The 22,420-nt window shown below is 62.3% G+C and carries 22 protein-coding genes; 9 read left to right on the top strand and 13 right to left on the bottom strand.

The features are described 5' to 3' along the window. Positions 1–58 precede the first annotated feature (58 nt). On the bottom strand, positions 59–706 hold the full coding sequence (locus tag V3W39_RS14990) for a helix-turn-helix transcriptional regulator (RefSeq protein ID WP_330212873.1): 648 nt from the start codon (positions 704–706) through the stop codon (positions 59–61). A 185-nt stretch (positions 707–891) separates the two neighbouring features. Continuing rightward, positions 892–2,136 carry a methionine gamma-lyase gene (locus tag V3W39_RS14985; RefSeq protein ID WP_330212872.1) on the bottom strand — a complete coding sequence of 415 codons (1,245 nt, stop codon included), beginning with the start codon at positions 2,134–2,136 and terminating at the stop codon, positions 892–894. A 124-nt stretch (positions 2,137–2,260) separates the two neighbouring features. Between V3W39_RS14985 and V3W39_RS14980 the strand changes: the two genes are divergently transcribed. The 8 genes from V3W39_RS14980 (at position 2,261) to V3W39_RS14945 (ending at position 10,598) form a co-directional block, all read left to right on the top strand. Continuing rightward, positions 2,261–2,731: an Lrp/AsnC family transcriptional regulator gene (locus V3W39_RS14980; RefSeq protein ID WP_177042727.1), complete on the top strand. Its 471-nt coding sequence runs from the start codon at positions 2,261–2,263 to the stop codon at positions 2,729–2,731. A gap of 916 nt (positions 2,732–3,647) precedes the next feature. After that, entirely contained in the window at positions 3,648–4,877 is a 1,230-nt protein-coding gene (gene fmdA, locus V3W39_RS14975) for a formamidase (protein WP_177075853.1), read from the top strand. Between the two features lie 2 nt (positions 4,878–4,879). Further along, positions 4,880–5,227 (top strand): FmdB family zinc ribbon protein, encoded by a 348-nt coding sequence (locus V3W39_RS14970; RefSeq protein WP_177075851.1) that lies wholly within the window; start codon positions 4,880–4,882, stop codon positions 5,225–5,227. A 15-nt stretch (positions 5,228–5,242) separates the two neighbouring features. Continuing rightward, complete coding sequence (locus tag V3W39_RS14965; protein WP_177042710.1) at positions 5,243–6,286, top strand: aliphatic amidase; 1,044 nt, start codon at positions 5,243–5,245, stop codon at positions 6,284–6,286. Positions 6,287–6,453: 167 nt separating this feature from the next. Beyond that, positions 6,454–7,410, top strand: a complete 957-nt coding sequence (locus V3W39_RS14960) for an AAA family ATPase (protein WP_330212871.1) — start codon at positions 6,454–6,456, stop codon at positions 7,408–7,410. 50 nt (positions 7,411–7,460) lie between these two features. Then, the gene (locus tag V3W39_RS14955) at positions 7,461–8,024 is read left to right on the top strand and encodes a DUF2239 family protein (RefSeq protein WP_330212870.1); all 564 of its coding nucleotides are present in this window, start codon (positions 7,461–7,463) and stop codon (positions 8,022–8,024) included. 22 nt (positions 8,025–8,046) lie between these two features. After that, positions 8,047–9,402 carry an MATE family efflux transporter gene (locus tag V3W39_RS14950; protein WP_259195645.1) on the top strand — a complete coding sequence of 452 codons (1,356 nt, stop codon included), beginning with the start codon at positions 8,047–8,049 and terminating at the stop codon, positions 9,400–9,402. Positions 9,403–9,572: 170 nt separating this feature from the next. After that, positions 9,573–10,598, top strand: a complete 1,026-nt coding sequence (locus tag V3W39_RS14945; protein ID WP_330212869.1) for a hypothetical protein — start codon at positions 9,573–9,575, stop codon at positions 10,596–10,598. A gap of 55 nt (positions 10,599–10,653) precedes the next feature. Here V3W39_RS14945 and V3W39_RS14940 read toward each other — a convergent pair whose 3' ends face one another. After that, positions 10,654–11,430, bottom strand: a complete 777-nt coding sequence (locus V3W39_RS14940; RefSeq protein ID WP_330212868.1) for an AraC family transcriptional regulator — start codon at positions 11,428–11,430, stop codon at positions 10,654–10,656. A 116-nt stretch (positions 11,431–11,546) separates the two neighbouring features. Between V3W39_RS14940 and V3W39_RS14935 the strand changes: the two genes are divergently transcribed. Beyond that, entirely contained in the window at positions 11,547–12,431 is an 885-nt protein-coding gene (locus V3W39_RS14935) for an EamA family transporter (RefSeq protein WP_330212881.1), read from the top strand. Here V3W39_RS14935 and V3W39_RS14930 read toward each other — a convergent pair. The 10 genes from V3W39_RS14930 to V3W39_RS14885 all read right to left on the bottom strand — a co-directional run bounded on the left by V3W39_RS14930 (position 12,409) and on the right by V3W39_RS14885 (position 22,420). Then, positions 12,409–12,966: a GNAT family N-acetyltransferase gene (locus V3W39_RS14930; RefSeq protein ID WP_330212867.1), complete on the bottom strand. Its 558-nt coding sequence runs from the start codon at positions 12,964–12,966 to the stop codon at positions 12,409–12,411. The genes V3W39_RS14935 and V3W39_RS14930 overlap by 23 nt on opposite strands. A gap of 63 nt (positions 12,967–13,029) precedes the next feature. Then, positions 13,030–13,518, bottom strand: a complete 489-nt coding sequence (locus V3W39_RS14925; protein WP_294739801.1) for an Lrp/AsnC family transcriptional regulator — start codon at positions 13,516–13,518, stop codon at positions 13,030–13,032. A gap of 166 nt (positions 13,519–13,684) precedes the next feature. Next, positions 13,685–15,070, bottom strand: a complete 1,386-nt coding sequence (locus V3W39_RS14920; RefSeq protein WP_259195650.1) for an aspartate aminotransferase family protein — start codon at positions 15,068–15,070, stop codon at positions 13,685–13,687. Then, entirely contained in the window at positions 15,067–16,554 is a 1,488-nt protein-coding gene (locus tag V3W39_RS14915; protein ID WP_330212866.1) for an NAD-dependent succinate-semialdehyde dehydrogenase, read from the bottom strand. Before V3W39_RS14915 ends, V3W39_RS14920 begins: the two co-directional genes overlap by 4 nt. A 226-nt stretch (positions 16,555–16,780) precedes the next feature. After that, complete coding sequence (proX, locus tag V3W39_RS14910) at positions 16,781–17,806, bottom strand: glycine betaine/L-proline ABC transporter substrate-binding protein ProX (protein ID WP_330212865.1); 1,026 nt, start codon at positions 17,804–17,806, stop codon at positions 16,781–16,783. A 72-nt stretch (positions 17,807–17,878) separates the two neighbouring features. Beyond that, positions 17,879–18,775: an ABC transporter permease gene (locus tag V3W39_RS14905; RefSeq protein WP_177075836.1), complete on the bottom strand. Its 897-nt coding sequence runs from the start codon at positions 18,773–18,775 to the stop codon at positions 17,879–17,881. Further along, a complete protein-coding gene (locus tag V3W39_RS14900; RefSeq protein ID WP_330212864.1) occupies positions 18,768–19,901 on the bottom strand; it encodes a quaternary amine ABC transporter ATP-binding protein in 1,134 nt (377 codons plus the stop codon). The genes V3W39_RS14905 and V3W39_RS14900 overlap by 8 nt, the downstream gene beginning before the upstream one ends. Before the next feature lie 242 nt (positions 19,902–20,143). Beyond that, the gene (locus V3W39_RS14895; protein ID WP_330212863.1) at positions 20,144–20,539 is read right to left on the bottom strand and encodes a carboxymuconolactone decarboxylase family protein; all 396 of its coding nucleotides are present in this window, start codon (positions 20,537–20,539) and stop codon (positions 20,144–20,146) included. Continuing rightward, positions 20,532–21,344: an alpha/beta fold hydrolase gene (locus V3W39_RS14890; protein WP_330212862.1), complete on the bottom strand. Its 813-nt coding sequence runs from the start codon at positions 21,342–21,344 to the stop codon at positions 20,532–20,534. The genes V3W39_RS14895 and V3W39_RS14890 overlap by 8 nt, the downstream gene beginning before the upstream one ends. After that, the gene (locus V3W39_RS14885; protein ID WP_177042695.1) at positions 21,344–22,420 is read right to left on the bottom strand and encodes an LLM class flavin-dependent oxidoreductase; all 1,077 of its coding nucleotides are present in this window, start codon (positions 22,418–22,420) and stop codon (positions 21,344–21,346) included. Before V3W39_RS14885 ends, V3W39_RS14890 begins: the two co-directional genes overlap by 1 nt.

The raw sequence follows: 22,420 nt of genomic DNA, 5'->3' as shown, positions 1-22,420 counted from the left end.
GGTGACTGAGACACCGCTATCGCAGGCAAGCCAGCTCCCACATTGGTTCTGTGGTGTTCTAGAGACCGCTGCTTTCTTCCGTGGAATACATCCACCGCATCAACGAATGCCGACCACTGATGCCCATCTTGATCGCCGCCCGCTTGAGGTAGCTCTCGATGGTGTTGACCTTCAACGCCAACTGCTCCGCCAGTTCCGGCGCGGTGCGTCCGGCCAGCAACCCGACGCACACTTCAAGCTCGCGGCTGGACAGGGCCAGCCCGGATTGCGCAAGGCGTTCTTCAAAGCGCCGGCGCAAGGTGTCGATGCCTTGTTGCTGCGGCACTTCATTCTCCGGGCCGCTGGGTTGCAGGGCGCTGATGTGTTTTTCAACCATCGGCAGCAGCAGGGAAGAGAAGTCTTGCAGGATGATCCGTTCCTGCTGGGAAAAACTCTCGCAAGGGTTGGAGCGGTACACCGACAGCACGTAGCTGACGTCATTCTTGCGTCGGGTCAGGTGCAGTTGGGCGGCGGCCTGGGTCTCGTCCAGGTCGGGCAGCGGGGCGTGGTCCCTTGAACTCACGGGCATTTGGGTGATGTGCGTGGCGTCGACCGCCAGTTGGGTGAGGATCAGGTCGTGCAGCATGCGCGGGAAATGCCGGCTGCCGGTGCTGGCGATGACCTTGCCAATGTGGGGGAACAGGTGTGAGTTCATCATTTCATCCATGAGTTTCAAGGAGGGCGGCGTACAGGGCAGTGATATCCATGACTGCCGCCTCGTATGCTAGTACAGGCTGTCGCAAACGGGCCAATGAATGGATCAAATTTTTTGCGGGGCAGGGCGCAACGGGAAAAGCCCGACCTTTGCAGGCCGGGCTATTGGTAAACGTCGGGCCTGGTGATGAATTTACTTCAAGCGTGATGAACGTTGTGTTGCACCGCCCGGGATTTCGGCTTTTCGGCACAGGCGTGAAGGGCCTGGGCAACGTCGGCCAGCAGGTCGGCGACATCTTCCAGGCCTGCCGAGAGCCGCACCAGCCCTTCGGAAATTCCGTGATGGGCGCGTTGTTCCGGGGTGTAGGTGGAGTGGGTCATGCTGGCCGGGTGCTGGGCCAGTGACTCGGCGTCCCCGAGGCTCACTGCCCGGGTGAACAGCTTCAGGGCGTTCATGAAGCGCCGGCCCATGTCGATGCCACCCTTGAGTTCGAACGCGATCATGCCGCCCGACTGCTTCATCTGCCGCGCGGCCAATTCATACTGCGGGAAGGAGCGCAGGCCGGGGTAGGTCACCCATTCCACCAGTGGATGGGCCTGCAAGGCTTCGGCGATGGCCAGGGCGTTGCTGCAATGGCGATCCATGCGCAGTGCCAGGGTCTTGAGGCCGCGCATCAGCAGGGCCGCATCCTGGGGCGACATCACCGCGCCGGTCAGGTCCTTGAGCCCTTGCAGGCGAATGCGCTGGGCCAGGGCCTGGCTGCTGACGGCGATGCCGGCAGTGATGTCGCCGTGGCCGCTGAGGTATTTGGTGGCCGAGTGCACCACCACGTCGGCGCCCATTTCCAGCGGGCGTTGCAGGTAGGGCGTGCAATAGGTGTTGTCGACCACCACGGTGATGCCGGGTTGGCGGTGGGCGATCTCGGCGACGGCGGCGATGTCCACCAGTTGCAGGTTGGGGTTGGCCGGGGTTTCGAAGTAGATCATGCGGGTGGCCGGGTTGATGGCCTCGCGCAGGGCGTAGAGGTCGGTGAGGTCGACATGGCGCACCTTGATGCCGAACTCGCCGATGCCGTGGTGCAGCAGGGCGAAGGTGCAGCCGTAGAGGGTCTGGCTGACGATGATCTCGTCACCGGGGCGCAGCAGGGTCCAGAACGTCGCGGCAATCGCGCCCATGCCGGAGCTGAAGGCCACGGCGGCTTCGCCGTTTTCCAGGGTGGCCATGCGCGCTTCCAGCAGGGCCAGGGTGGGGTTGGAGATGCGCGTATAGAAGTGCCCGCTCTCTTCACCGGCGAAGCAGGCGGCGCCGTATTCGGCGGTGGGGAAGGCGAAGGTTGCCGACAGGTAGATCGGCGGCACGAGGGCGCCGTGGTGGTCTTGGGGATCGTAGCCGTGGTGGATGGCACGGGTGGAAAAGCCGAACGTATTGTGTTTATTTTTCATGGTCGGACGCTCCTTATTTCCTACAATGCTATGCTTATAACTGCGGCCGAACGTTCCATAGTTTGCTGGGAAAAGCCGGTAGATTGGGATGAAAAACAATAAAAACGAGGTTTTGAGGCAAGATATGCCCACTCATCTGGATCGGACTGACAAGGCGCTTTTAAACGCTTTGCAGGGTAATGCGCGGTTGACCGTGGCGGAGTTGGCGGAGCGGGTGTCGCTGACCACTTCGCCGTGTTGGCGGCGGGTGAAGAACCTTGAGGACAGCGGGGTGATCGGGGGGTATCAGGCGATCCTGTCGCCCAAGGCGCTGGGGTATGGGGTGACGGCGTTTGTCAGCATCATGATGGACACCCATTCGCGCGAAGTGGCCCGGGCGTTTGAGCAGAGGTTGCTGGAGATTCCCGAGATTGTGGCGTGTCATAACGTCTCGGGGCGGTATGATTTTTTGTTGGAAGTGGTGGCGAAGGATCTGGAGTCGTTTGGGGAGTTTGCGCGGGAGGTGTTGCAGGGGTTGCCGTGTGTTAAGGAGATTTATTCGAGCTTCTCGTATAAATCGGTGCGGCCGTTGCGGGTGATTCCTTTGCCGGGGTGATGGTGTACATATCCATTCCTGCGGTAACGGCTGCTTATGGTTTCGCTCTTACAGCGGGTCACTTTTGGCAAACGCAAAAGTAACCAAAACGCTCTGCCCCGCCTGTCGGCGCCTCGCTGTGGCTCGGCGTTCCCTCACTCCGGCATTGCTCCGCGGGCCGCCGCAACGGGGCGTCCCTGCCCCGTCGCGGCTAAACCGGCGTCCTGCCGGTTTACCCGCTCCTCAATCCCTGCGTTCGGCCTCGGGCTGAATGGGGCAGTCAGATCAAGAGCAAGATCAAAAGCAAGAGCACGGCGGCCTGAAAGCCGACCTGAGTGTTAAAAGCCAGATCAAAAGCCAAGGCAAAAGCAGAGCTGCTTTTCTGTGGGAGCTGGCTTGCCTGCGATGCAGGCAACTCGGTACATCAGATAAACCGAGGTGAGGCCATCGCAGGCAAGCCAGCTCCCACAGTTGACCGTGCCCGCTTTGGTTTCAGATGTTGATCTTGCCTTTGCTTCACCACACTCAAGCCGGCCTGTAGGCCGCTGTGCTTTGCTGTTGATCTGCTTTTGATCTTGATCTTAGGCGCCCCGTTAAACCACGCTGGCCGAACGCAGGTAGTACGGAGCGGGTAAACCGGCAGGACGCCGGTTTAGCCGCGACGGGGCAGGGACGCCCCGTCGCGGCGGCCCGCTTCGTGCTACCGGAGAGAGGGCACACCGAGCATTAGCGAGGTGCCGAGTGGTGGGGCAAGAGCCTTTTGGTTACTTTTGGGCTCCTTTCAAAAGTGACCCGCTGTAAGAGCGGAACCCATATCAGCCATCACCCAAAAAACGGATATGCCCCCCAGAGGCATACGTCATCCAACGTATTCCCCGCCCAACCCCATCCCCGCGAGACTGCTCCCACAGCCCAGCCACCCTCCGGGAGCACCTCGATGACCGACACCCTGATCAAAGTCGACCTCAACCAACCCGTCACCGAAAACGAGCAGATCCACAACCGTTGGCACCCGGACATCCCGATGGCCTGCTGGGTCAAACCCGGCGATGACTTCATCCTCGAAACCTACGACTGGACCGCCGGCGCCATCAAGAACAACGACGACGCCAGCGACGTGCGCGACGTCGACCTCTCCACCGTGCACTACCTCTCCGGCCCGGTGGGCGTACACGGCGCCGAACCCGGTGACCTGCTGGTAGTCGACCTGCTCGACATCGGCGCCAAGGCCGACTCCCAATGGGGCTTCAACGGCTTTTTCTCCCGCCAGAACGGCGGCGGCTTCCTCACTGACCACTTCCCCAGCGCGCAAAAAGCCATCTGGGATTTCAAGGGCATGTTCACCAGCTCCCGACACATCCCGGGCGTGAACTTCGCCGGCCTGATCCACCCCGGCCTGATCGGCTGCCTGCCCGACCCGGTAATGCTCGCCGACTGGAACCGCCGCGAGCAGGAGCTGATCGACACCAACCCGACCCGCGTCCCACCATTGGCGAACGCCCCCCTGGCCGCCACCGCCCACATGGGCAAGCTCAAGGGTGCCGCCCGTGACGCCGCCGCAGCCACCGGCGCCCGCACCGTGCCGCCCCGCGAGCATGGCGGCAACTGCGATATCAAGGATCTGTCCCGCGGTTCGAAGATCTACTTCCCGGTTTACGTCAACGGCGCCGGCCTGTCGGTGGGTGACTTGCACTTCAGCCAGGGCGACGGCGAAATCACCTTTTGCGGCGCCATCGAAATGGCCGGCTGGGTGCACATGAAAGTCGAGCTGATCAAGGGCGGCATGGCCAAGTACGGGATCAAGAACCCGGTGTTCAAGCCAAGCCCGATCACCCCGAACTACAAGAACTACCTGATCTTCGAAGGCATCTCCGTCGATGAGCAAGGTCAGCAGCACTACCTGGACGTCAACGTCGCCTACCGCCAGGCCTGCCTCAATGCGATCAACTACCTGACCAAGTTCGGCTACTCGCCGGCCCAGGGTTATGCGTTGCTCGGCTCGGCGCCGGTGCAGGGACATATCAGCGGCGTGGTGGACATCCCCAATGCCTGCGCGACGTTGTGGCTGCCCACCGAGATCTTCGAGTTCGACATCAACCCCAACGCCAGCGGCCCGACCAAGTTCCTCGACGGCAGCATCGACCTGCCCATCGCACCGGACCTGTAGCCATGCCGACCTACGAATATGCCTGTGAGTCCTGCGGCACCTTCACCATGCTGCGGCCTATCGCCCAGCGTCACGAGCCGAGCCAGTGCCCGTACTGCGACAGCCCCGGCGGGCAGTTGCTGCTGTCGGCGCCGGCGCTGACCACGCTGTCGGCCAACCAGCGCAAGGCCATTGCCGGCAACGAGCGCAGCGCCCATGCGCCGCAAACCGTCGGTGAGTACAAGGAGTCGCGCAAGCACCCGGCGGGTTGCAGTTGCTGCGGCACCAGCAAGCCGGTGGTGCCGAGCAAGGCCAACCCGTTGGGCCTCAAGACCAGGACCGGGCCGCGGCCCTGGATGATCAGTCACTGACCAAGGAGATTTGCAATGCGCCATGGCGACATATCCAGCAGCCCGGACACGGTCGGCGTTGCTGTCGTGAACTACAAGATGCCGCGCCTGCACAGCAAGGCCGAGGTCATCGATAACGCGAAGAAGATTGCCGAGATCATCGTCGGCATGAAGCAGGGTTTGCCCGGCATGGACCTGGTGGTGTTTCCCGAATACAGCACCATGGGGATCATGTACGACCACGACGAGATGATGGCCACCGCCGCGAGCATTCCCGGCGAAGAGACGGCGATTTTCTCGGCGGCCTGTCGCCAGGCCAACACCTGGGGCGTGTTTTCCCTGACCGGCGAGCGCCACGAAGAGCACCCGCACAAGGCGCCGTACAATACGCTGGTGCTGATCAATAACCTCGGCGAGATCGTGCAGCGGTATCGCAAATGCATTCCGTGGTGCCCGATCGAGGGCTGGTATCCGGGGGACCGCACCTACGTGTGTGACGGGCCCAAGGGCATGAAGGTCAGCCTGATCATCTGCGACGACGGCAACTACCCGGAGATCTGGCGCGACTGTGCGATGAAAGGCGCCGAGTTGATCGTGCGCTGCCAGGGCTATATGTACCCGGCCAAGGAGCAGCAGGTGCAGATGTCCAAGAGCATGGCCTGGGCGAATAACTGCTATGTGGCGGTCGCGAACGCGGCGGGGTTCGACGGGGTGTATTCGTACTTCGGGCACTCGGCGATCATCGGTTTTGATGGGCGTACCCTGGGCGAATGCGGTGAGGAAGAAATGGGCATTCAGTACGCCCAACTGTCGGTGTCGCAGATCCGCGATGCGCGGGCCAACGACCAGTCGCAGAACCATCTGTTCAAGCTGCTGCACCGTGGCTACACCGGCATGCACGCCTCGGGCGATGGAGACAAGGGCGTGGCGGACTGCCCCTTCGAGTTCTATCGCACCTGGGTGCTGGACGCGCAAAAGGCCCAAGAAAATGTCGAGGCGTTTACCCGCAATACCGTCGGTGTCGCTGAATGCCCGGTGGGGCAGTTGCCCCATGGCGGTAAAGAAAAAACGGCGGGCTGAACTGGCGAAACACACCCTCTGTGGCGAGGGAGCTTGCTCCCGCTGGGCTGCGCAGCGGCCCCAAAATTTAAGCAGCGCTACGCACTGGAGCACCAGCCCGGTCCCGCGGGAGCAAGCTCCCTCGCCACAGTTTATTCATTGTCCTTTTGATCGTTATAGGGTGAGGCATGCGGTTTACCTTTGAACCGGCCCAGGTCATGGCCTTGCTGCGCAGCCGTATCGTCGGCCAGGACGCAGCCCTGGCCCAGGTGGAAGGGCTGCTGAAGGTGGTCAAGGCCGATATCGGCGAGCGTGAGCGGCCATTGAGCGTCAACCTGTTCATGGGGCCGACCGGGGTCGGCAAGACCGAAATCGTTCGGCTGCTGGCGCAGGCATTGCACGGCCGGGCCGACGGGTTCTGCCGTATCGACATGCACACCCTGGCCCAGGAGCATTACGCCGCCGCACTCACCGGTGCACCACCGGGTTATGTCGGCAGCAAGGAGGGCATCAGCCTGTTCAACAGCGAACTGATCCAGGGCAGCTATAGCCGCCCCGGTATCGTGCTGTTCGACGAGCTGGAAAAGGCCAGCCAGGAAGTGGTGCGCAGCCTGTTGGGCATCCTTGAAAACGGTCAGCTGACCCTGGCGGGCGGCGCTCGCACCCTGGACTTTCGCAACAGCCTGATCTTCATGACCAGCAATATCGGTGCGCATCAGGCGCGTCGGCATCGACAGCGGTTTGCCCCGCTGCGCTGGTGGGGGCGCGGTGAAGCAGGGGTGTTGGAGGACGCCTTGCACAGCCACTTCGAACCGGAATTTCTCAATCGCATCGACCGCATCCTGATGTTCGAGCCCATCGATCATCAGTGGCTTGAAGCGTTGCTGGAGGTGGAACTCGGCAAACTCAATCAGCGCCTTGCCGCTCAGCAACGCTCACTGGTGCTGGATGAGTCGGCGCGGGCCTGGCTGTGCCGCGACCATGACCCACGGTTTGGGGCGCGTGCCCTGGGCCGTCGATTGCGGGTCGAACTGGAGCCGGCGATTGCCGAATGCGTATTGCGCGACCCGGGCGTGGGGGCCATGGGCGTGACGGTCGGCAGCGATCGTTTGGTGGTTTCACAACAAGCGCCTTGCATCCCCTGAATTTCAGGCTAATATAACCCGGGTAAAACAATATACTCCGGGTAAAAGTCATGAGCGCATCACACTGCACCGCCTTCCTCGGCCACCAACGCGTGGCCGCCGGCTCTTATGCCGACGTCGCCAAAACCCTGAAAAGCCTCGACCTGTCGGCGGGCAGCTTGCTGGTGTTTGATGACACCAGCGGTGTTCAAGTCGACTATCCCTGGCCCGCCGATTACGCACCCCAGCAGCCGACGGTTGCGGTGACCGAGGCCGAAGTGCCGGCGTCACCGGCTGTAGGCCGCCCGAAGCTCGGCGTGGTCGCCCGTGAAGTCACCCTGTTGCCGCGGCATTGGGAGTGGCTGGGGCAACAACGCGGCGGCGCCTCGGCGGCTTTGCGCCGGCTGGTGGATGAAGCGCGCAACGCCCATGCCGAGCATGACCAGCAACGCCAGGCGAAGGAATCCAGCTATCGTTTCATGAGCGCCCTTGGCGGCGACCTGCCAGGTTTTGAAGAAGCCTCGCGGGCCTTGTTTGCCCAGGATGGCGCTGACTTTTCCAACAAGATTGCGCACTGGCCGGTGGATGTGAAGCTGTACCTGGCCTGGTTGTCACGCAACGCTTTCCCTGCCTGATTGCATTGAGATCCGAACCTTCATGGAAGTCACCCAGAAACGACCGTTGTGGCAGATCTACCTGATCTTTTTGGCACCCATGGTGCTGTCCAATTTCCTCCAGAGCTTTTCCGGCACGCTCAACGGCATCTATGTCGGGCAGATGCTCGGCACCCAGGCGTTGGCGGCCGTGTCGGGGATGTTCCCCATCGTGTTTTTCTTTATCGCCCTGGTGATTGGCCTGGGGGCGGGCGCGTCGGTGCTGATCGGCCAGGCCTGGGGCGCCCAGGAAACCTCGATGGTCAAGTCGATCACCGGCGCCACCCTGACCCTCGGCGCCCTGATCGGGGTGATCGCGGCGGTACTGGGCAGCGTGTTTGCCCGCCCGGCGATGCAGGCCCTGGGCACCCCGGTGGATGTACTGGATGACGCGGTGGGTTATGCGCAGATGATGATGTTGATCATGCCGCTGCTGCTGGTGTTCATCCTGTTCACCCAACTGCTGCGGGGCGTGAGCGACACGGTGTCGCCGTTGCTGGCGCTGATGGTGTCGACCGCCGTGGGCCTGGTGCTGACCCCGACGCTGATCAAGGGTTGGCTGGGCCTGCCGCCGATGGGCATCCAAAGCGCGGTGCTGGCAGGTCTGGTGGGTAACGCCCTGGCGATGACCTTTCTGGTGCTGCGCCTGCGCCATAAAAACCACGTGATGGCGCCGGACCGCGAGTTGATGGCGGCGCTGCGGCTGGACCGGGTGATCCTCGGCAAGGTCCTGCGTATCGGCCTGCCAACCGGCTTGCAAATGGTGGTGCTGTCGCTGTCGGAGCTGGTGATTCTGGCGCTGGTCAACAGCCATGGTTCCCAGGCGACGGCGGCGTATGGGGCGGTGACGCAAATCGTCAACTACGTGCAGTTTCCGGCGCTGTCGATCGCCATCACCGCGTCGATCCTGGGGGCACAGGCGATCGGGGCAGGGCGGCTGGAACGTATCGGGCCGATCCTGCGTACGGGGATTTTGATCAACCTGTGCCTGACGGGAGGGTTGATAGTGCTGGGGTATGGGTTGTCGCACTGGTTGCTGGGGTTGTTCATTACCGACGTTGATGCACGGGTCAAGGCCGAGCACCTGCTGCATATCATGCTCTGGAGCATCCTGGTGTTTGGTTTTCAGGCGGTAGTGGGCGGGATCATGCGGGCCAGCGGGGTGGTGCTGGTGCCGGTGGGGATTTCGATCTTTTGTGTGTTGGGGGTGGAGTTGCCGGTGGCGTACCTGCTCAACGCCCGGTTCGGGCTGGAAGGGGTCTGGATGGCGTTTCCGGTAACGTACCTGGCGATGCTGGGGTTGCAGACCGCGTATTACCGGTTGGTCTGGCGGCACAAGCAGATAAAACGCTTAGTGTGAGGGGGGTGTTCCTACTGGACGATGAAGGGTTTTCCTGCCGGGAACTGGAAGTTTCGGAACCATTTTTCGGCAAGGCGCCACACAGCCTTGGCCCATCCGGCTTGGTCGTTGGTTGATCAACACCAGTCCTGGATGGGCGGTACAAGGTCTAATCCATTGGAGAATAACTTATGTCATCAGTTGGCAAACCCTATCAAACCTTCGCTCCGCCTCCACCGCCTCAACCCACGCCCGCTGCCCTGCCATCAACTGCCTACGACCAGGCCACGCCTGAAGACATCGCTGAGGCTTTTGTAAAGAACAGTTCCCAATTCGTGGACAAAAAGACCGGTGAGCTCACCCTGGAAAAACTGATAGCGGTGGGCAACCGTAAGCCAACCGGGAATGCTGCGACCGACGGTATCACGGCGCTGGCCCTGGCCGTGCTCCAGCACAGCCTGTTTGATGGAGACTTGATCGACAGGAGCGAGGAATTCCTCAGGACCGGTGGTAGAGGCGAGAAGACTAAAGGCGCTGACGCCAAAAAGGACTTGCCGGTCGGTGGCAGGGGGGATGGTCTGCAGCGTCACAGGGTCGAGAGTTCTGACAAGGACAACGGGCAACTGAATGCTTATCGCGACAAAAAGCCCGAGGACCTTGCCGATAACGCCATGGCGCGCTTCAGTTCATTGGCCGATGGCGATGGGTTCATTACCGATAAATCCCTGGCTGCGGTCGCCGCTGGAAAACACCAGGATGGTACTCCCGCTACTCAGTCGGAGATCAACCTGGCCAATGCGCTGATGGACGCGCCGGGTCTGTTCCGTGGGCTTGACGGGGATAAGGACGGGAAGTTTGACGGGAAGATATCCCGTGATGACCTGGCACAGTTCAAGTACACGTCGATGAAACCCGATGCGCTGCTCAAAGGTATCAATGAGCACTTTTCAGAGTTGTGGGTCAACGGGTCGAAAGACTATATCAACGTCGGCGAGCTTGAACTGGCGGCAGGCATCCAGGAGTCCTCCAAAACCTATAGCCCTGAGCTGAGAGCCCTTGCCAAGCAACTCCTCGCGCGTCCAGAGCTTCTTCGGGAGTTGGACATCGGGATCAAATCCGACGGAAAAACGCCAGGTATTGAAGATGGCCGATTTGACAAGGCCAACCTCGACTACCTGATCAAAAAGTACGCGTCGTCCGAGCAAAAAATTGCCTGAGTCCTTTCATAGGCCGTGAACTGCTCCCAAGGGTCGAACACAACCTTTGGGGGTTTTACATAAGCGCCCTGGCGAAATAACGACTGGGCACCTCGCCCAATACACGCCTGAACACCGTCGCAAATGCGCTCGGGCTGCTATAGCCCAGGTCCAGCGCCACCCTTGTCACCGTTTCGCCGTTACCCAGGTGCACAATCGCCGCCAGCAGGCAGGCTTGCTGGCGCCATTGCAGGTAACTGATGCCCGTGGCCTGGCGGAATTGCCGGGTAAAGGTACGGCGACTCATGCCGGCGCTGAGCGCCATGGCATCAATGCTGATTTCCAGCGAAGGCCCAGCCAGAAACTCCTCGCAGGCCTTGGCCAATCGAGGCTCCGCGGGCAACGGCGCACTGAGCGGAAGCACCGGCATCCGGGCGATTTCGTGCAGCAGCAAACCCATCAGGTAACTGTCGCGACCCCCCGCCGCATAACGCGCCGGCACCTCAACGGCTTTTTCCAGCAACTGCCCAAGCAACGGTGATACGTCCAGCACCTGACACGCCTGGGGCAGTTCCAGCCGCCGCGCCGCCTGCGGGCGAATGTAGGTGTTGAGCATCGTCACTGGCCCGCGCATCAGCATGGCGTGTGACACATGGGGCGGCACCCAGATCGCGCGTCGGGGCGGCACGACCCAGTTGCCGGTCGCGGTGTAGACGGTGATGACACCGAGGCGGGCATAGGCAAACTGCCCGCGCGGGTGAGCGTGGGCGGGGAACAGCTGGCCGTCGGCATAGTCGACGGCGGTCACGACCACGTCGCGCGGGGTGTTTTCGTAGGGATAAATATCGGACATGGCCTGATTCTAGCCTGTGTTGACCCACAATCGCAGGCGGGCCATCGCGGTTTGCGAAAAAATCGGTCGGATGCATGGCCTCTCGCCGTGCCACCGAGCAAACCGATCCCATCACCATGAAGTACAAACACCTGTTACTGGCCGTCCTGGTGACGGCTGTGTGGGGCATCAACTTCCCCATTACCAAGCTGGGCCTGGCCGAGATCAACCCGCTGTTGCTGACGGCCCTGCGGTTCACCCTGGCGGCGTTGCCCTGGGTGTTCCTGGTAAAACGGCCACAGGTTGCCGTGAAGTGGCTGGCGGCCTACGGCTTGATATTCGGGGTGGCGATGTGGGCCTTGATCAACCTCGGGATCGCCATGGGCGTGCCGCCCGGCAGCGCGTCGCTGCTGATCCAGTTCAGCGCGTTTTTTACCATGGGCTGGGGCGTGCTGCTGTTTCGTGAAAGCCTTTCCCTGGCGCAATTGATCAGTGTGCTGCTGGCGGCCCTGGGCCTGGTGGGCATGTTGGTGGGGGTGCAGGGCTCGGCCACGATGCTGGGGTTTGCCCTGGTGCTGTTCAGTGCGCTGGCCTGGAGCGTCGGCAATATCATCATCAAGGTTTCCCGGGTGCGGGAGATCTTTGGGTTCGTGGTCTGGGCCAGCCTGTTTGCACCGGTGCCGCTGCTGCTGTTGACGTGGCTGCTGGACGGCTCGCAAGCCTTTGTCGCCTTGCCTGCCCAATTGAACGGCGTGGCGCTGTTCTCCCTGGCGTTCCAGGTGTATGGCGCGACGCACTTCTGCTATTGGGGCTGGAACCTGTTGTTGCGCGAGTACCCGGTTTCCCGGGTCGCGCCGCTGTCACTGCTGATCCCGGTGTTTGGCATTGTCAGCTCGATGCTGATCCTCGGTGAGCGCCCCGGCGCTGCGCAGTGGCAGGCCATGGGCTTGATCCTGCTGGCCTTGATCGTCGGCCTGAAGAAGGGGCGCCCGTTGTGGGTCAGGCAGGACGGTCACGCTTGAGCAGGCCGTACAATGCGCTGTCCGAGACCTCGTCGCCCACCACCCAGCGCTCGCGCAACAGGCCCTCGCGGACAAAACCCAGGCGCTCAAGCAGTTTCGCGGAACCCAGGTTGCGCGGGTCAATGTCGGCTTCAAGGCGGCGCAGCCCGGCGGTGTCGAACCCATGGTCGATCACGGCGCGGGCGGCTTCGCTCATGTAGCCCTTGCCCCAGTGCTGGCGGTTCAGGGTGAAGCCGATCTCGGCGCGGCGGCATTGCTCATCGACATTGAACAGGTCGCAACTGCCGATCACCTCGCCGGTGGCCAGCAACTCCACCATGCACACCAGGTCTTCACCGGCAACCGAGGCCTCCATCAGTTGGCCGAAGCGTTCGATGGCCTGCTCGGCGCGAATCATGGTGGGGAAGGAAAAGTAGCGCATGGCCTCGGGATCGGACCAGATCGCAAACAGCGCGCGCCAATCATCCTTATGGGGAGGGCGCAGGCCCAGGCGCTTGGTGGTGAGGAGAACGGGGGCGAAAAAGGGCAGGGTCATAAAGTGCTCGTCCGTGAAAGTCACGGGCGCAATCCTGCCGGGATTGGGGGTGTTGTACAAGGGTCAGGAGAAGGCGGCGTCGTCCAGCGCCTGGGCCGGCAGTGCGCCGCTGGCCTTGATGGTTTTGGTGACGATGTAAGTGAAGTAGCGCTCGATGGCCAGGTCTTCCATCAGTAGCTGATCGATGAAGCGCTGGTACTGGTCGATGTCGGTGGCGCGGATCATCGCGATGTAGTCCACGCCGCCGCCGGTGGCGTAGCAGAACTCGACTTCGGGGGCGTCGCTCATGCGTTGTTCGAAGCGGCGCATGTCCTGGGCGGTGTGCCGGGCGAGGGTGATTTCCACCAGCAGTTGCTGGCTCTTGAACACCTGGTTCCAGTCGATCACGGCGCGGTAGCCCTTGACCAGGCCGGCGCTTTCCAGCTTGCGTACGCGTTCCCAGGCCGGAGTCACCGAGAGGTTGATGGCCTCGGCCAGGCTCGACTTGGTGATGCGCCCGTCCTCGGAGAGGATGCGCAGGATTTTCAGGTCATAGCGGTCAAGCTTGTGCATTGCGAGCAGACTCTGAAGCGGGCGGGTAAATATCAGGCCACTAAATTGTGGGAGCTGTCGAGCTTTAGCGAGGCTGCGATGGCGTCGGCATTGCAAACATTGATGTTGCCTGACCCACCGCTATCGCAGCCTCGCTAAAGCTCGACAGCTCCCACAGGCTACCTCATCAGCCCAATACTTCGCCGGCCACCTGGTCGATCGCGCCCTTGGTGATGTCGACAATCAGGTCGGCCTCAGCCCTGGTCAGGATCAGCGGCGGGGCAAAGCCGAGGATGTCGCCGTGGGGCATGGCCCGGGCGATCATGCCGCGTTCCAGGCAGGCGGCCGAGACTTTCGGGCCAACCTTCAGCGCTGCATCAAACGGCGTGCGTTGCTCCCGGTCGGCCATGAATTCCACGGCGGCAAGCATGCCGTCACCGCGTACTTCGCCCACCAGCGGATGGCCTTCGAGGGTTTCCCGCAGGCGGCGATTCAGGTAGCTGCCGACTTCGTCCGCGTTGGCGGTGAGGTTTTCCCGCTCCAGGATATCCAGGTTGGCCAATGCCGCCGCCGCGCAGATCGGGTGCCCGGAGTAGGTCCAGCCATGGCCCATGGCGCCCTCATGAGTTGAGGCTTTTTCAATCACGTCCCACACCTTCTCACCGATGATCACCGCCGACAGCGGCGCATACGCACTGGTCAGGCCCTTGGCGGTGGTGATCAGGTCCGGGCGCATGCCGTAGCGCTGGCTGCCCATTTTCGAGCCCAGGCGGCCGAAGGCGCAGACCACTTCATCGGCGATCAACAGCACGTCGTACTTGTTGAGTACCGCCTGGATCGCCGCCCAGTAACCGGCCGGTGGCACCACGATGCCGCCGGTGCCCATCACCGGTTCGCCAATGAAGGCGGCGACGGTGTCGGGGCCTTCGGCGAGGATCATTTTTTCCAGCTCGTCGGCGCAGTAACGTACGAATGCCGCCTCGTCCATGCCCGCCGGCGCCTTGCGGTACCAGTGGGGGCAAACGGTGTGCTGGATGCCCTGTTCCGGCAGGTCGAAATGCTGGTGAAACGCTGCCAGGCCCGTAAGGCTGCCGGTCATGATGCCCGAACCGTGGTAGCCGCGATCACGGGAGATGATTTTCTTCTTCTGTGGGCGGCCCAGCACGTTGTTGTAGTAACGCACCAGCTTGATCTGGGTTTCGTTGGCGTCGGAGCCGGACAGGCCGTAATAGACCTTTTTCATGCCCTCGGGCGCCCAGTCCATGATACGGCTCGACAGCTCGATGATCGCCTCGGTCGAGTGGCCGACGTAGGTGTGGTAGTAGGCCAGTTCCTTGGCTTGCTTGTAGATCGCATCGGCGACTTCGGTACGGCCATAGCCGATGTTCACGCAGTACAGGCCGGCGAATGCATCGATGAATTCACGGCCCTCGTGGTCGCGAATGCGGATGCCCGAGGCGCTCTGGATGATGCGGCCCTTGAGTGCGCCGCTGGCGTGATCATGGGCGTGGGTGGAGGGGTGCATGAAGTGCGCGCGGTCTTGTTCGAACAGGCTTTCGAGTGCTTGGCTCATGGTTGCTCTCCTTGGAATTGGCCTTGGTGATGCAGGCAAAAGTATTTGGTTTCGACAAAGGCTTCGAAGCCCTCGGCGCCGCCTTCACGGCCCAGGCCCGAGGCTTTCATGCCGCCGAAGGGAATCGGGTGGCCGGTGAATTTCACTCCGTTGACGGCGACCATGGCGTGGTCGAGGCGGCGGATCAGCGGGTAGATCAGGTCCAGGCGGTTGGAACAAATGTAGGCGGCCAGGCCGTATTCGGTGTCGTTGGCCATCTCGATGGCCTGTTCAATCGAGTCGAACGGCATCACCCCGGCGATCGGCGCGAAGTTTTCTTCGCGGTAGATGCGCATCTGCGGGGTCACATCGGCGAGTACCGTCGGCTGGTAAAACAGCCCGCCCAGTGCATGGGCTTCGCCGCCCACCAGGCCGTTTGCGCCCAGCTCCAGGGCATCGGCCACGCGCTCGGCGGTGACGTCGAAGGCGGCCTGGTGCATCAGCGGGCCGATATCGACGTTTTGCTCCTGGCCGCCGATCAACGCCGGGCCGACCCGCAGCTCCCGCACGGCGGCGGCGAAATGGCTGAGGAATTCGGGATAGATCGAACGCTCCACCATGATCCGGTTGGCGGCGCAGCAGTCCTGGCCGGAGGTTTGGAATTTGGCCTCCACTGCGACTTTCACGGCGTGCTCAAGGTGGGCATCGGCGCAGACAATAAACGGCGCATTGCCCCCCAGTTCCAGCGAGACCTTCTTCACGTCCTGGGCCGCCGCCTGCAATACCAGCTTGCCGACCCGGGTCGAGCCGGTGAAGCTCACCGAGCGCACGCGGCTGTCCTGCACCAGGGTTTGCATGGCCATCTGCGGTTCGCCCAGCACTACGTTGAACACCCCCGGCGGGAAGCCGGCTTCCTCGGCCAGTTGCGCCAGGGCCAGGGCCGAGTAGGGGGTTTCATGGGCGGGCTTGACCACCACCGTGCAACCGGCGGCGAGGGCGGCAGCGGCCTTGCGGGTGATCATCGCCGAGGGGAAATTCCACGGGGTCAGCAGGGCGCACACGCCCACGGGTTCCTTGAGGGTGCCCAGGTGCGCACCGGGGATATGGCTGGGAATGTTCTGGCCGTACAGGCGCCGGGCTTCTTCGGCGAACCATGGAATGAAGCTTGCGGCATAGGCGATTTCGCCGCGGGCTTCGGCAAGCGGTTTGCCCTGTTCCTGGCTGAGGATACGGGCGAGGTCTTCCTGGTGTTCGAGGATCAGGGCCGCCCAGCGCCGCAGGATCGTGGCGCGGGCATCGAGGCTCTGTTCACGCCAGGCGGGGAAGGCGCGGTGTGCGGCGTCGATGGCGGCGACAATCTGGGGTTTTTCCAGCATCGGCACATGGCCGATCAGTTGCTGGTTCGCCGGGTTGTGCACGGCCATGGTGCTGGCACTGGCGCTGTGGACCCAATGGCCGTCGACGTAGCACAGGGCCTTGAACAGCAGTGGGTGTTTGTAGGTCATCGGGTTCACTCCGGTTCGTCTGAGTGGGAGTAATGCTAGGGCAGGGGCGCGTGCGGGATTGGTGGTTTGGTGGGGGTGGGGCAGTGGGTTTTTTCTGATTGATGTCGCCCAAACAGGTTTTTTTGCGGCGGGTGAAAATCAACTGTGGGAGCTGGCTTGCCTGCGATAACGATGTTGAATTCACCACCGCCATCGCAGGCAAGCCAGCTCCCACATTGAATGGGTGCTACTTCGCGGTTTTTGCGGTGGCTATCCAGCCGTCAAAGGTCGCTTTGTTTTCTTTCATCCAGTCCTCCGCCAGCTTGCGAATATTGCGTTCGCTGGAGCCGTCGGCGCTGATGGTTTTTTCCCAATAACTCCACGTCGCCTGGGAGAACGTCATCTGCTCCACCAGCTTCTTGATCGCCGGATTCGCCGCGATGAACTGCTTGTTGCCGATCGCGTACCAGTTCCACGCCGCCATCGCCATGCGGCACGGATCGGCCCCGCCGGCACACCCGGCAACCCCGGGCGTGAGTGCCGACGTGGTGCTCGGTACATTGCCCGGCAATGCATCAAACGGCGTCGGCAACCACACCACGTCCTTGCCCGGCACCATGGTGTTGGTCATCCACGACGGTGCCCACGCATAGAAAAACACCGGCTCGCCACGTTTGAGGCGGGCGACGTTTTCGAACATCAGCGCTTCGTACTTGCCGCGAACCGGGTTCACGGTGTCCTTGAGGCCGAACTTGTCGAGCTGGTAATCCACCACATCACCACAGCCCCAACCCGGGTCACAACTGATCAGGTTGGCCTTGCCTTCCTTGCCGAACAGCCCGGCGATTTTCGGGTCCTTCATTTGCTCCAGGCTGGTGATGCCGTACGCATCGGCGGTTTTCTTGTCGATCATGTAGCCGTTGTAGCCGGCGCCGGTAATAAAGCCTGCGCCCACCACTTCGGTGCGGTCCTTCACCTTGTCAAAGCTGGGTTGCAGCATCGGCAAGGTCACGTCCATCGACAAATCCAGGTCGCCCTGGGCGGCGGCGGGGAAGAACAGCGTGGTGTTCACGGTGCTCAACTTGCTTGCATAGCCCAGGCGCTTGGTGGCCTCGATCGCGATTTTGGTCAGTACGTAGTTGCCGCCGGTGCTCTCCGATTGCACGAAGCGGATGGTCTTGCCGGTGCCGGGTAAATCTTCGGCCCACACCTGCGTACTTGCCAGGTACAACACTGCTGCAAATCCAAGCAAGGCTTTGAATGGATGCATCATGATTTCCTCTTTTTTTTCTCGTTATGGTCAGGGTTGGCAGTCAACAACGGGCATTCATGATTTTTTGTATTTTTAAGCGTTTACCGGGTTCGGATTCAGCAGGCGCTTGAACAGCGACTTGCGTTTGCGCACCGTCGGCTGCGCCAGGTTCTGGGTGATGCGGTCGAGCATCATCGCCAGCAGCACAATGGCAATCCCGCCCACCGCCGCGCGGCCCACGTCCATCCGCCCCAGGCCTTGCAGCACCACCAAGCCCAGGCCTTCGGCGCCGATCATCGCCACCACCACCGACATCACCATGGCCGTGAGCACGGTCTGGTTGAGGCCGCCGAGGATGGTCGGGATCGCCAGGGGCAGCTGGATTTCCCAGAGCAACTGGCGCTTGTCTGCACCAAAGGCGTGGCCAGCTTCCACCAGTTCGGTGTCGACCATGCGGATGCCCAGGTAGGTAAAGCGAATCAGCGGCGGGCAGGCAGAGATCACCACCGCCACTTCACCCGACACAGTGCCGACACCAAACAGCATCACCACCGGCACCAGGTACACAAAGGTCGGGGTGGTTTGCATGATGTCGAGAATCGGCCGCATCACGCCCCACACCCGTTCGCTGCGGGCGCACCAGATGCCCACCGGAATGCCCACCACCATGCAGATCACGATCGCCGTGGTGATCAGCGACAAGGTGGTCATGGCCTCGTCCCACACTCCCAGCGCGGCGATCACCACCAGGGCCACGGCGCTGAACACCGCCACTCCCAGGCTCGCGGCGCGATAGGCGATCACGAACATCAGCAGCACCATGACCGGGAACGGGATCGCGTGGATCACCGTGTCACTGAAGCCCAGCAAATGCTCCACCGGCCAGCGGATCGCCTGGAACATCGGCCGCAGATGAATTCCCAGCCACTCCACGCCCTGGCTGATCCATTGGTCTACGGGCAGAACCGCGAGGTCTTCTGAACTAAGCATGCTGTGCAACCTCCGCAGCGGCAGGGCGCGGGGCCGGGACGCTGGCTATGCAATCAAGAATGTGCGCGCTGTTGAGCGTGCCGACGAACAGCCCGTCGCCATCCACCACCGCCACCGGCAAGCCCGGCTTGAGCAGGCGTGCGACTTCCACCAGCTTGGCGTTGGCCGGCACGCACACAAACTGGCTCGACAGCCGTTGCAGCGCATCGGCACCGCCGCCCACGGCCAGCAGCGCTGCCGAGTCCAGTACGCCGACGGGCTTGCCGCCGGTGTTGAGTACGAACGCCGCCGCGCTGTCATTGCCCACCACGCGGGTGTCGCCCTGCACCAACAGGGTGTCGGCTTTCTCCATGATCGAGCGCGCATCGAACAGCCGCGAACGGTCCACCTCGCGGGTGAACGCCGCGACGTAATCGCTGCCCGGGTCCATCACGATTTCCTGGGGCGTGCCCTCGCGCACCACTTGGCCGTCGGCCATGATCGCGATGCGCGTGCCCAGCTTCAGGGCTTCCTGGAAGTCGTGGGTGATGAACAGGATGGTTTTTTTCAGGGTGCGTTGCAGGCGCAGCAACTCGTCCTGCATCTCGGTGCGGATCAACGGGTCGAGTGCGCTGAAGGCTTCGTCCATGATCAATACGTCAGCGTCGGTGGCCAGTGCACGGGCCAGGCCCACGCGCTGGCGCATGCCGCCGGACAGCTCGTGGGGATGGTGATCGGCCCACTTGGCCAGGCCCACGATGGCCAGCACTTCCAGGGCACGCTTGCGCCGCTCGGCGGCCGAGACACCCCGCAGCTTGAGGCCGAACTCGGTGTTCTCGATCACGGTTTTATTCGGCAGCAGGGCGAAGTGCTGGAACACCATGGAGATGCGCGTGCGGCGCACTTCCCGCAACTGGTTTTCGTCGAGGGTCACCAGGTCTTCGCCGTCCAGCAGGATCTTGCCCGCGGTCGGTTCGTTGAGGCGGTTGATGCAGCGCGCCAGGGTGGATTTGCCCGACCCCGAGAGGCCCATGATCATGTAGATCGCACCGCTTGGAATCGACAGCGATACGTTGTTGAGGCCGACCACGGTTGCGGTCTCGGCCAGGATCCGGTCTTTGCTGGCCCCGGCGGTCAAGAGCTGCATGGCTCTGTCCGGGGTTGAGGAAAAGACCTTGTAGAGGTTCTCAATCTTTAGTCGTTCGCTCACCAATTGCCTCCAATTGTTGTTTTGCAATCTGCGGAAAACTTCATCAATAGAAATTTTTGGGCTACTGGCAGTTAAAAATCTTCGAGCTATGACGACGCAAGGTGCAGTCGCAAAAATTTCTTGTTGGGGTGCCAAGGCACTTACAGCATGAGCGGTGTGACGAGTGCAAGGGTTGGCCGTCAACCGGTCGCTGAATCCGATGGAGCCATGCTTTCCCGGGCCTTGCGGGCCACGCGGAACGCCTCGACACCCGCCGGAACGCCGCAGTACACCGCGATCTGCACCAGGGCGGCGCGCAGTTCGTCGTCGCTCAAGCCGTTGCGGATGGCGCCGCAAAAATGCGTGCCGAATTCGTCCATGCGCCCCAGCGCCGCGAGCATCCCCAGGTTGAGCAGGCTGCGTTGCTTGAGGTCCAGGCTGTCGTCGGTCCAGACCATGCCCCAGCAATACTCGTTGAGTACCGCCTGGAAGGGGCGGGAGAAGTCGTCGGCGCGGCCCAGGGCCTGGTCGACGTAGCTATCGCCCAAGACTTGGCGGCGCATGCTTTCGCCCTGGGCCTGCAGTGATTTATCCATGATGGGTCTCCGAGTCGGTTAGAAAATCGCGTATCAGGGCGGCCACCTGTTGCGGCGCCTCGATCAGAATGCAATGGCGCAGCCCCGGCAGAATCTGCAGTTGCGAACCCTCGATGCGCGCGTGCATGAACGCCGCCATGCGCGGGTTGGAGCCGGCATCGTCGGCGCCGGTGGCAATCAGCGTGGGGCAGTGGATCCGTGACAGCTGTTCGCCGAAATCCGACTCGGCGAGGATGCGATACGCCGCGGCATAACAGCCGGGGTCGTTCTCGGCATTCAACTGACGCAGACGGGTGACGGCCTCGGGATGGCGTGCCTGGAAGTCCTCGGTCAGCCAGCGCGACAACGACGCCTCGTAATGCGCCACGGGCTCCCCGGCCTGCAACGCGGCGAGGCGTGCCTGCACCCGCTCGCGCTCCTCGGCGTTACGCCCGGCCACGGTGGACAGGAGCACCAAACGACGCACCCGCGCCGGATGGGTCAGGGCCATGCGCTGGGCGATCAAACCGCCCAACGAGAACCCGGCCAGGTCGAACTGCTTGAAACCCACGTGATCTGCCAAGGCCAGGGCCTCGCCCACCAGGTGATCAATTTCATAACGCCCGGGTGTGCGCGACGACTGGCCGTGGCCGCGCAGGTCGAAGGTCAGCACGGTGAACTGCTCCTGCAAATCGGCCACCGTCTCGGCCCACGCCTCGAGGCTGGAGCCCACGCCGTGAATACACACCAGCGGGCGCGGCCCATGCCCGTCCAGGCGATAGTTGAGCGTGACGTTGGCCACGCTGAAACGTTGTGCCTGGCCCATCACGCGCTGACCTTGTCGCGTTGTCTGGCGCGTTCGCGCTCGGCGAAGAACGGCATCACTTCATCGATGAACAGGCGCAGGGTCTGCTTCTGCAATTCAAACGGCAGGTTGAAGGTCAGGCCCAGGCAATACTGGTCGACACCGGCGGCTTCGTAGTCGAGCAGCTTTTCGATGATCTCCTCGGGGGTGCCGAACATCAGGTTGCGCCGCAGGTTTTCCGGGTTGTAGTTGTCTTTGCCGCGCACGCTTTCAAACGGCACCGGCTCCGGGAAACCGTTGTGCACGGTGCCGATGTTCTGCATCAGGTTTTCGAAGGCGCGGCCAAAGTCCATGCTGTGTTTGACCGGCAATTCCCAGTCGTTGGCGTTGGCGTACACGCAGGTGCGGCGCTGCATCATGAAGCGCGGGCGCGGCACGTGGGGGTTGTCGGCCACGGCCTTGTTGAATTTCTCGCCAAGCACGGCGATTTCGGCCGCCGGCAGCGAGAGCGGGGTGGACAGGATGTTCGCGCCGATGCTCACCGCCCAATCGAAGGTGCCCGGGTCCCGTGCGGCAACCCAGATCGGTGGATGGCCTTTTTGCAATGGCTTGGGCACCGCAGCGGTCTGCGGGAATTTCCAATAGTGGCCGTCGTGGGCGTAGTCGCCGGTCCAGAGCTTTTGCACCGCCGGCACCAGTTCCTTCATGTAGCCCACGCCTTCCTGTTGTTGCAGGCCGGGGGTCATGCGGTCGAATTCGTACTGGTAGGAACCGCGGGCAATCCCGAACTCCAGGCGACCTTGGGTCAGGTGATCACACAGCGCGGCTTCGCCCGCCAGGCGGATCGGATGCCAATAGGCCGCGGCGAGGGTCGCAGTGCCCAGGCGAATGCGTTCGGTGTGCTGGCCGAGCCAGGTCAGGGTCTGGAACGGGTTGGGCGCGATGGTGCATTCCAGGGTGTGGTGCTCGGAGGTCCACAGGGTTTCAAAGCCGCCGGCATCGGCGATCTTTGCCAGCTCCAGCAGGTTGGCCATGACGGTCTGCATCGGCACGTCCGGCGAGAAGCGTTCCATGCTCAGGGATACGGCGAATTTCAT

Source organism: Pseudomonas sp. Z18(2022), from assembly GCF_036346535.1.
Classification (GTDB): Bacteria; Pseudomonadota; Gammaproteobacteria; order Pseudomonadales; family Pseudomonadaceae; genus Aquipseudomonas; species Aquipseudomonas yamanorum_A.
The sequence above is the reverse complement of the archived record's forward strand: the minus strand, read 5'-3'. Positions and strand labels throughout refer to the sequence as shown.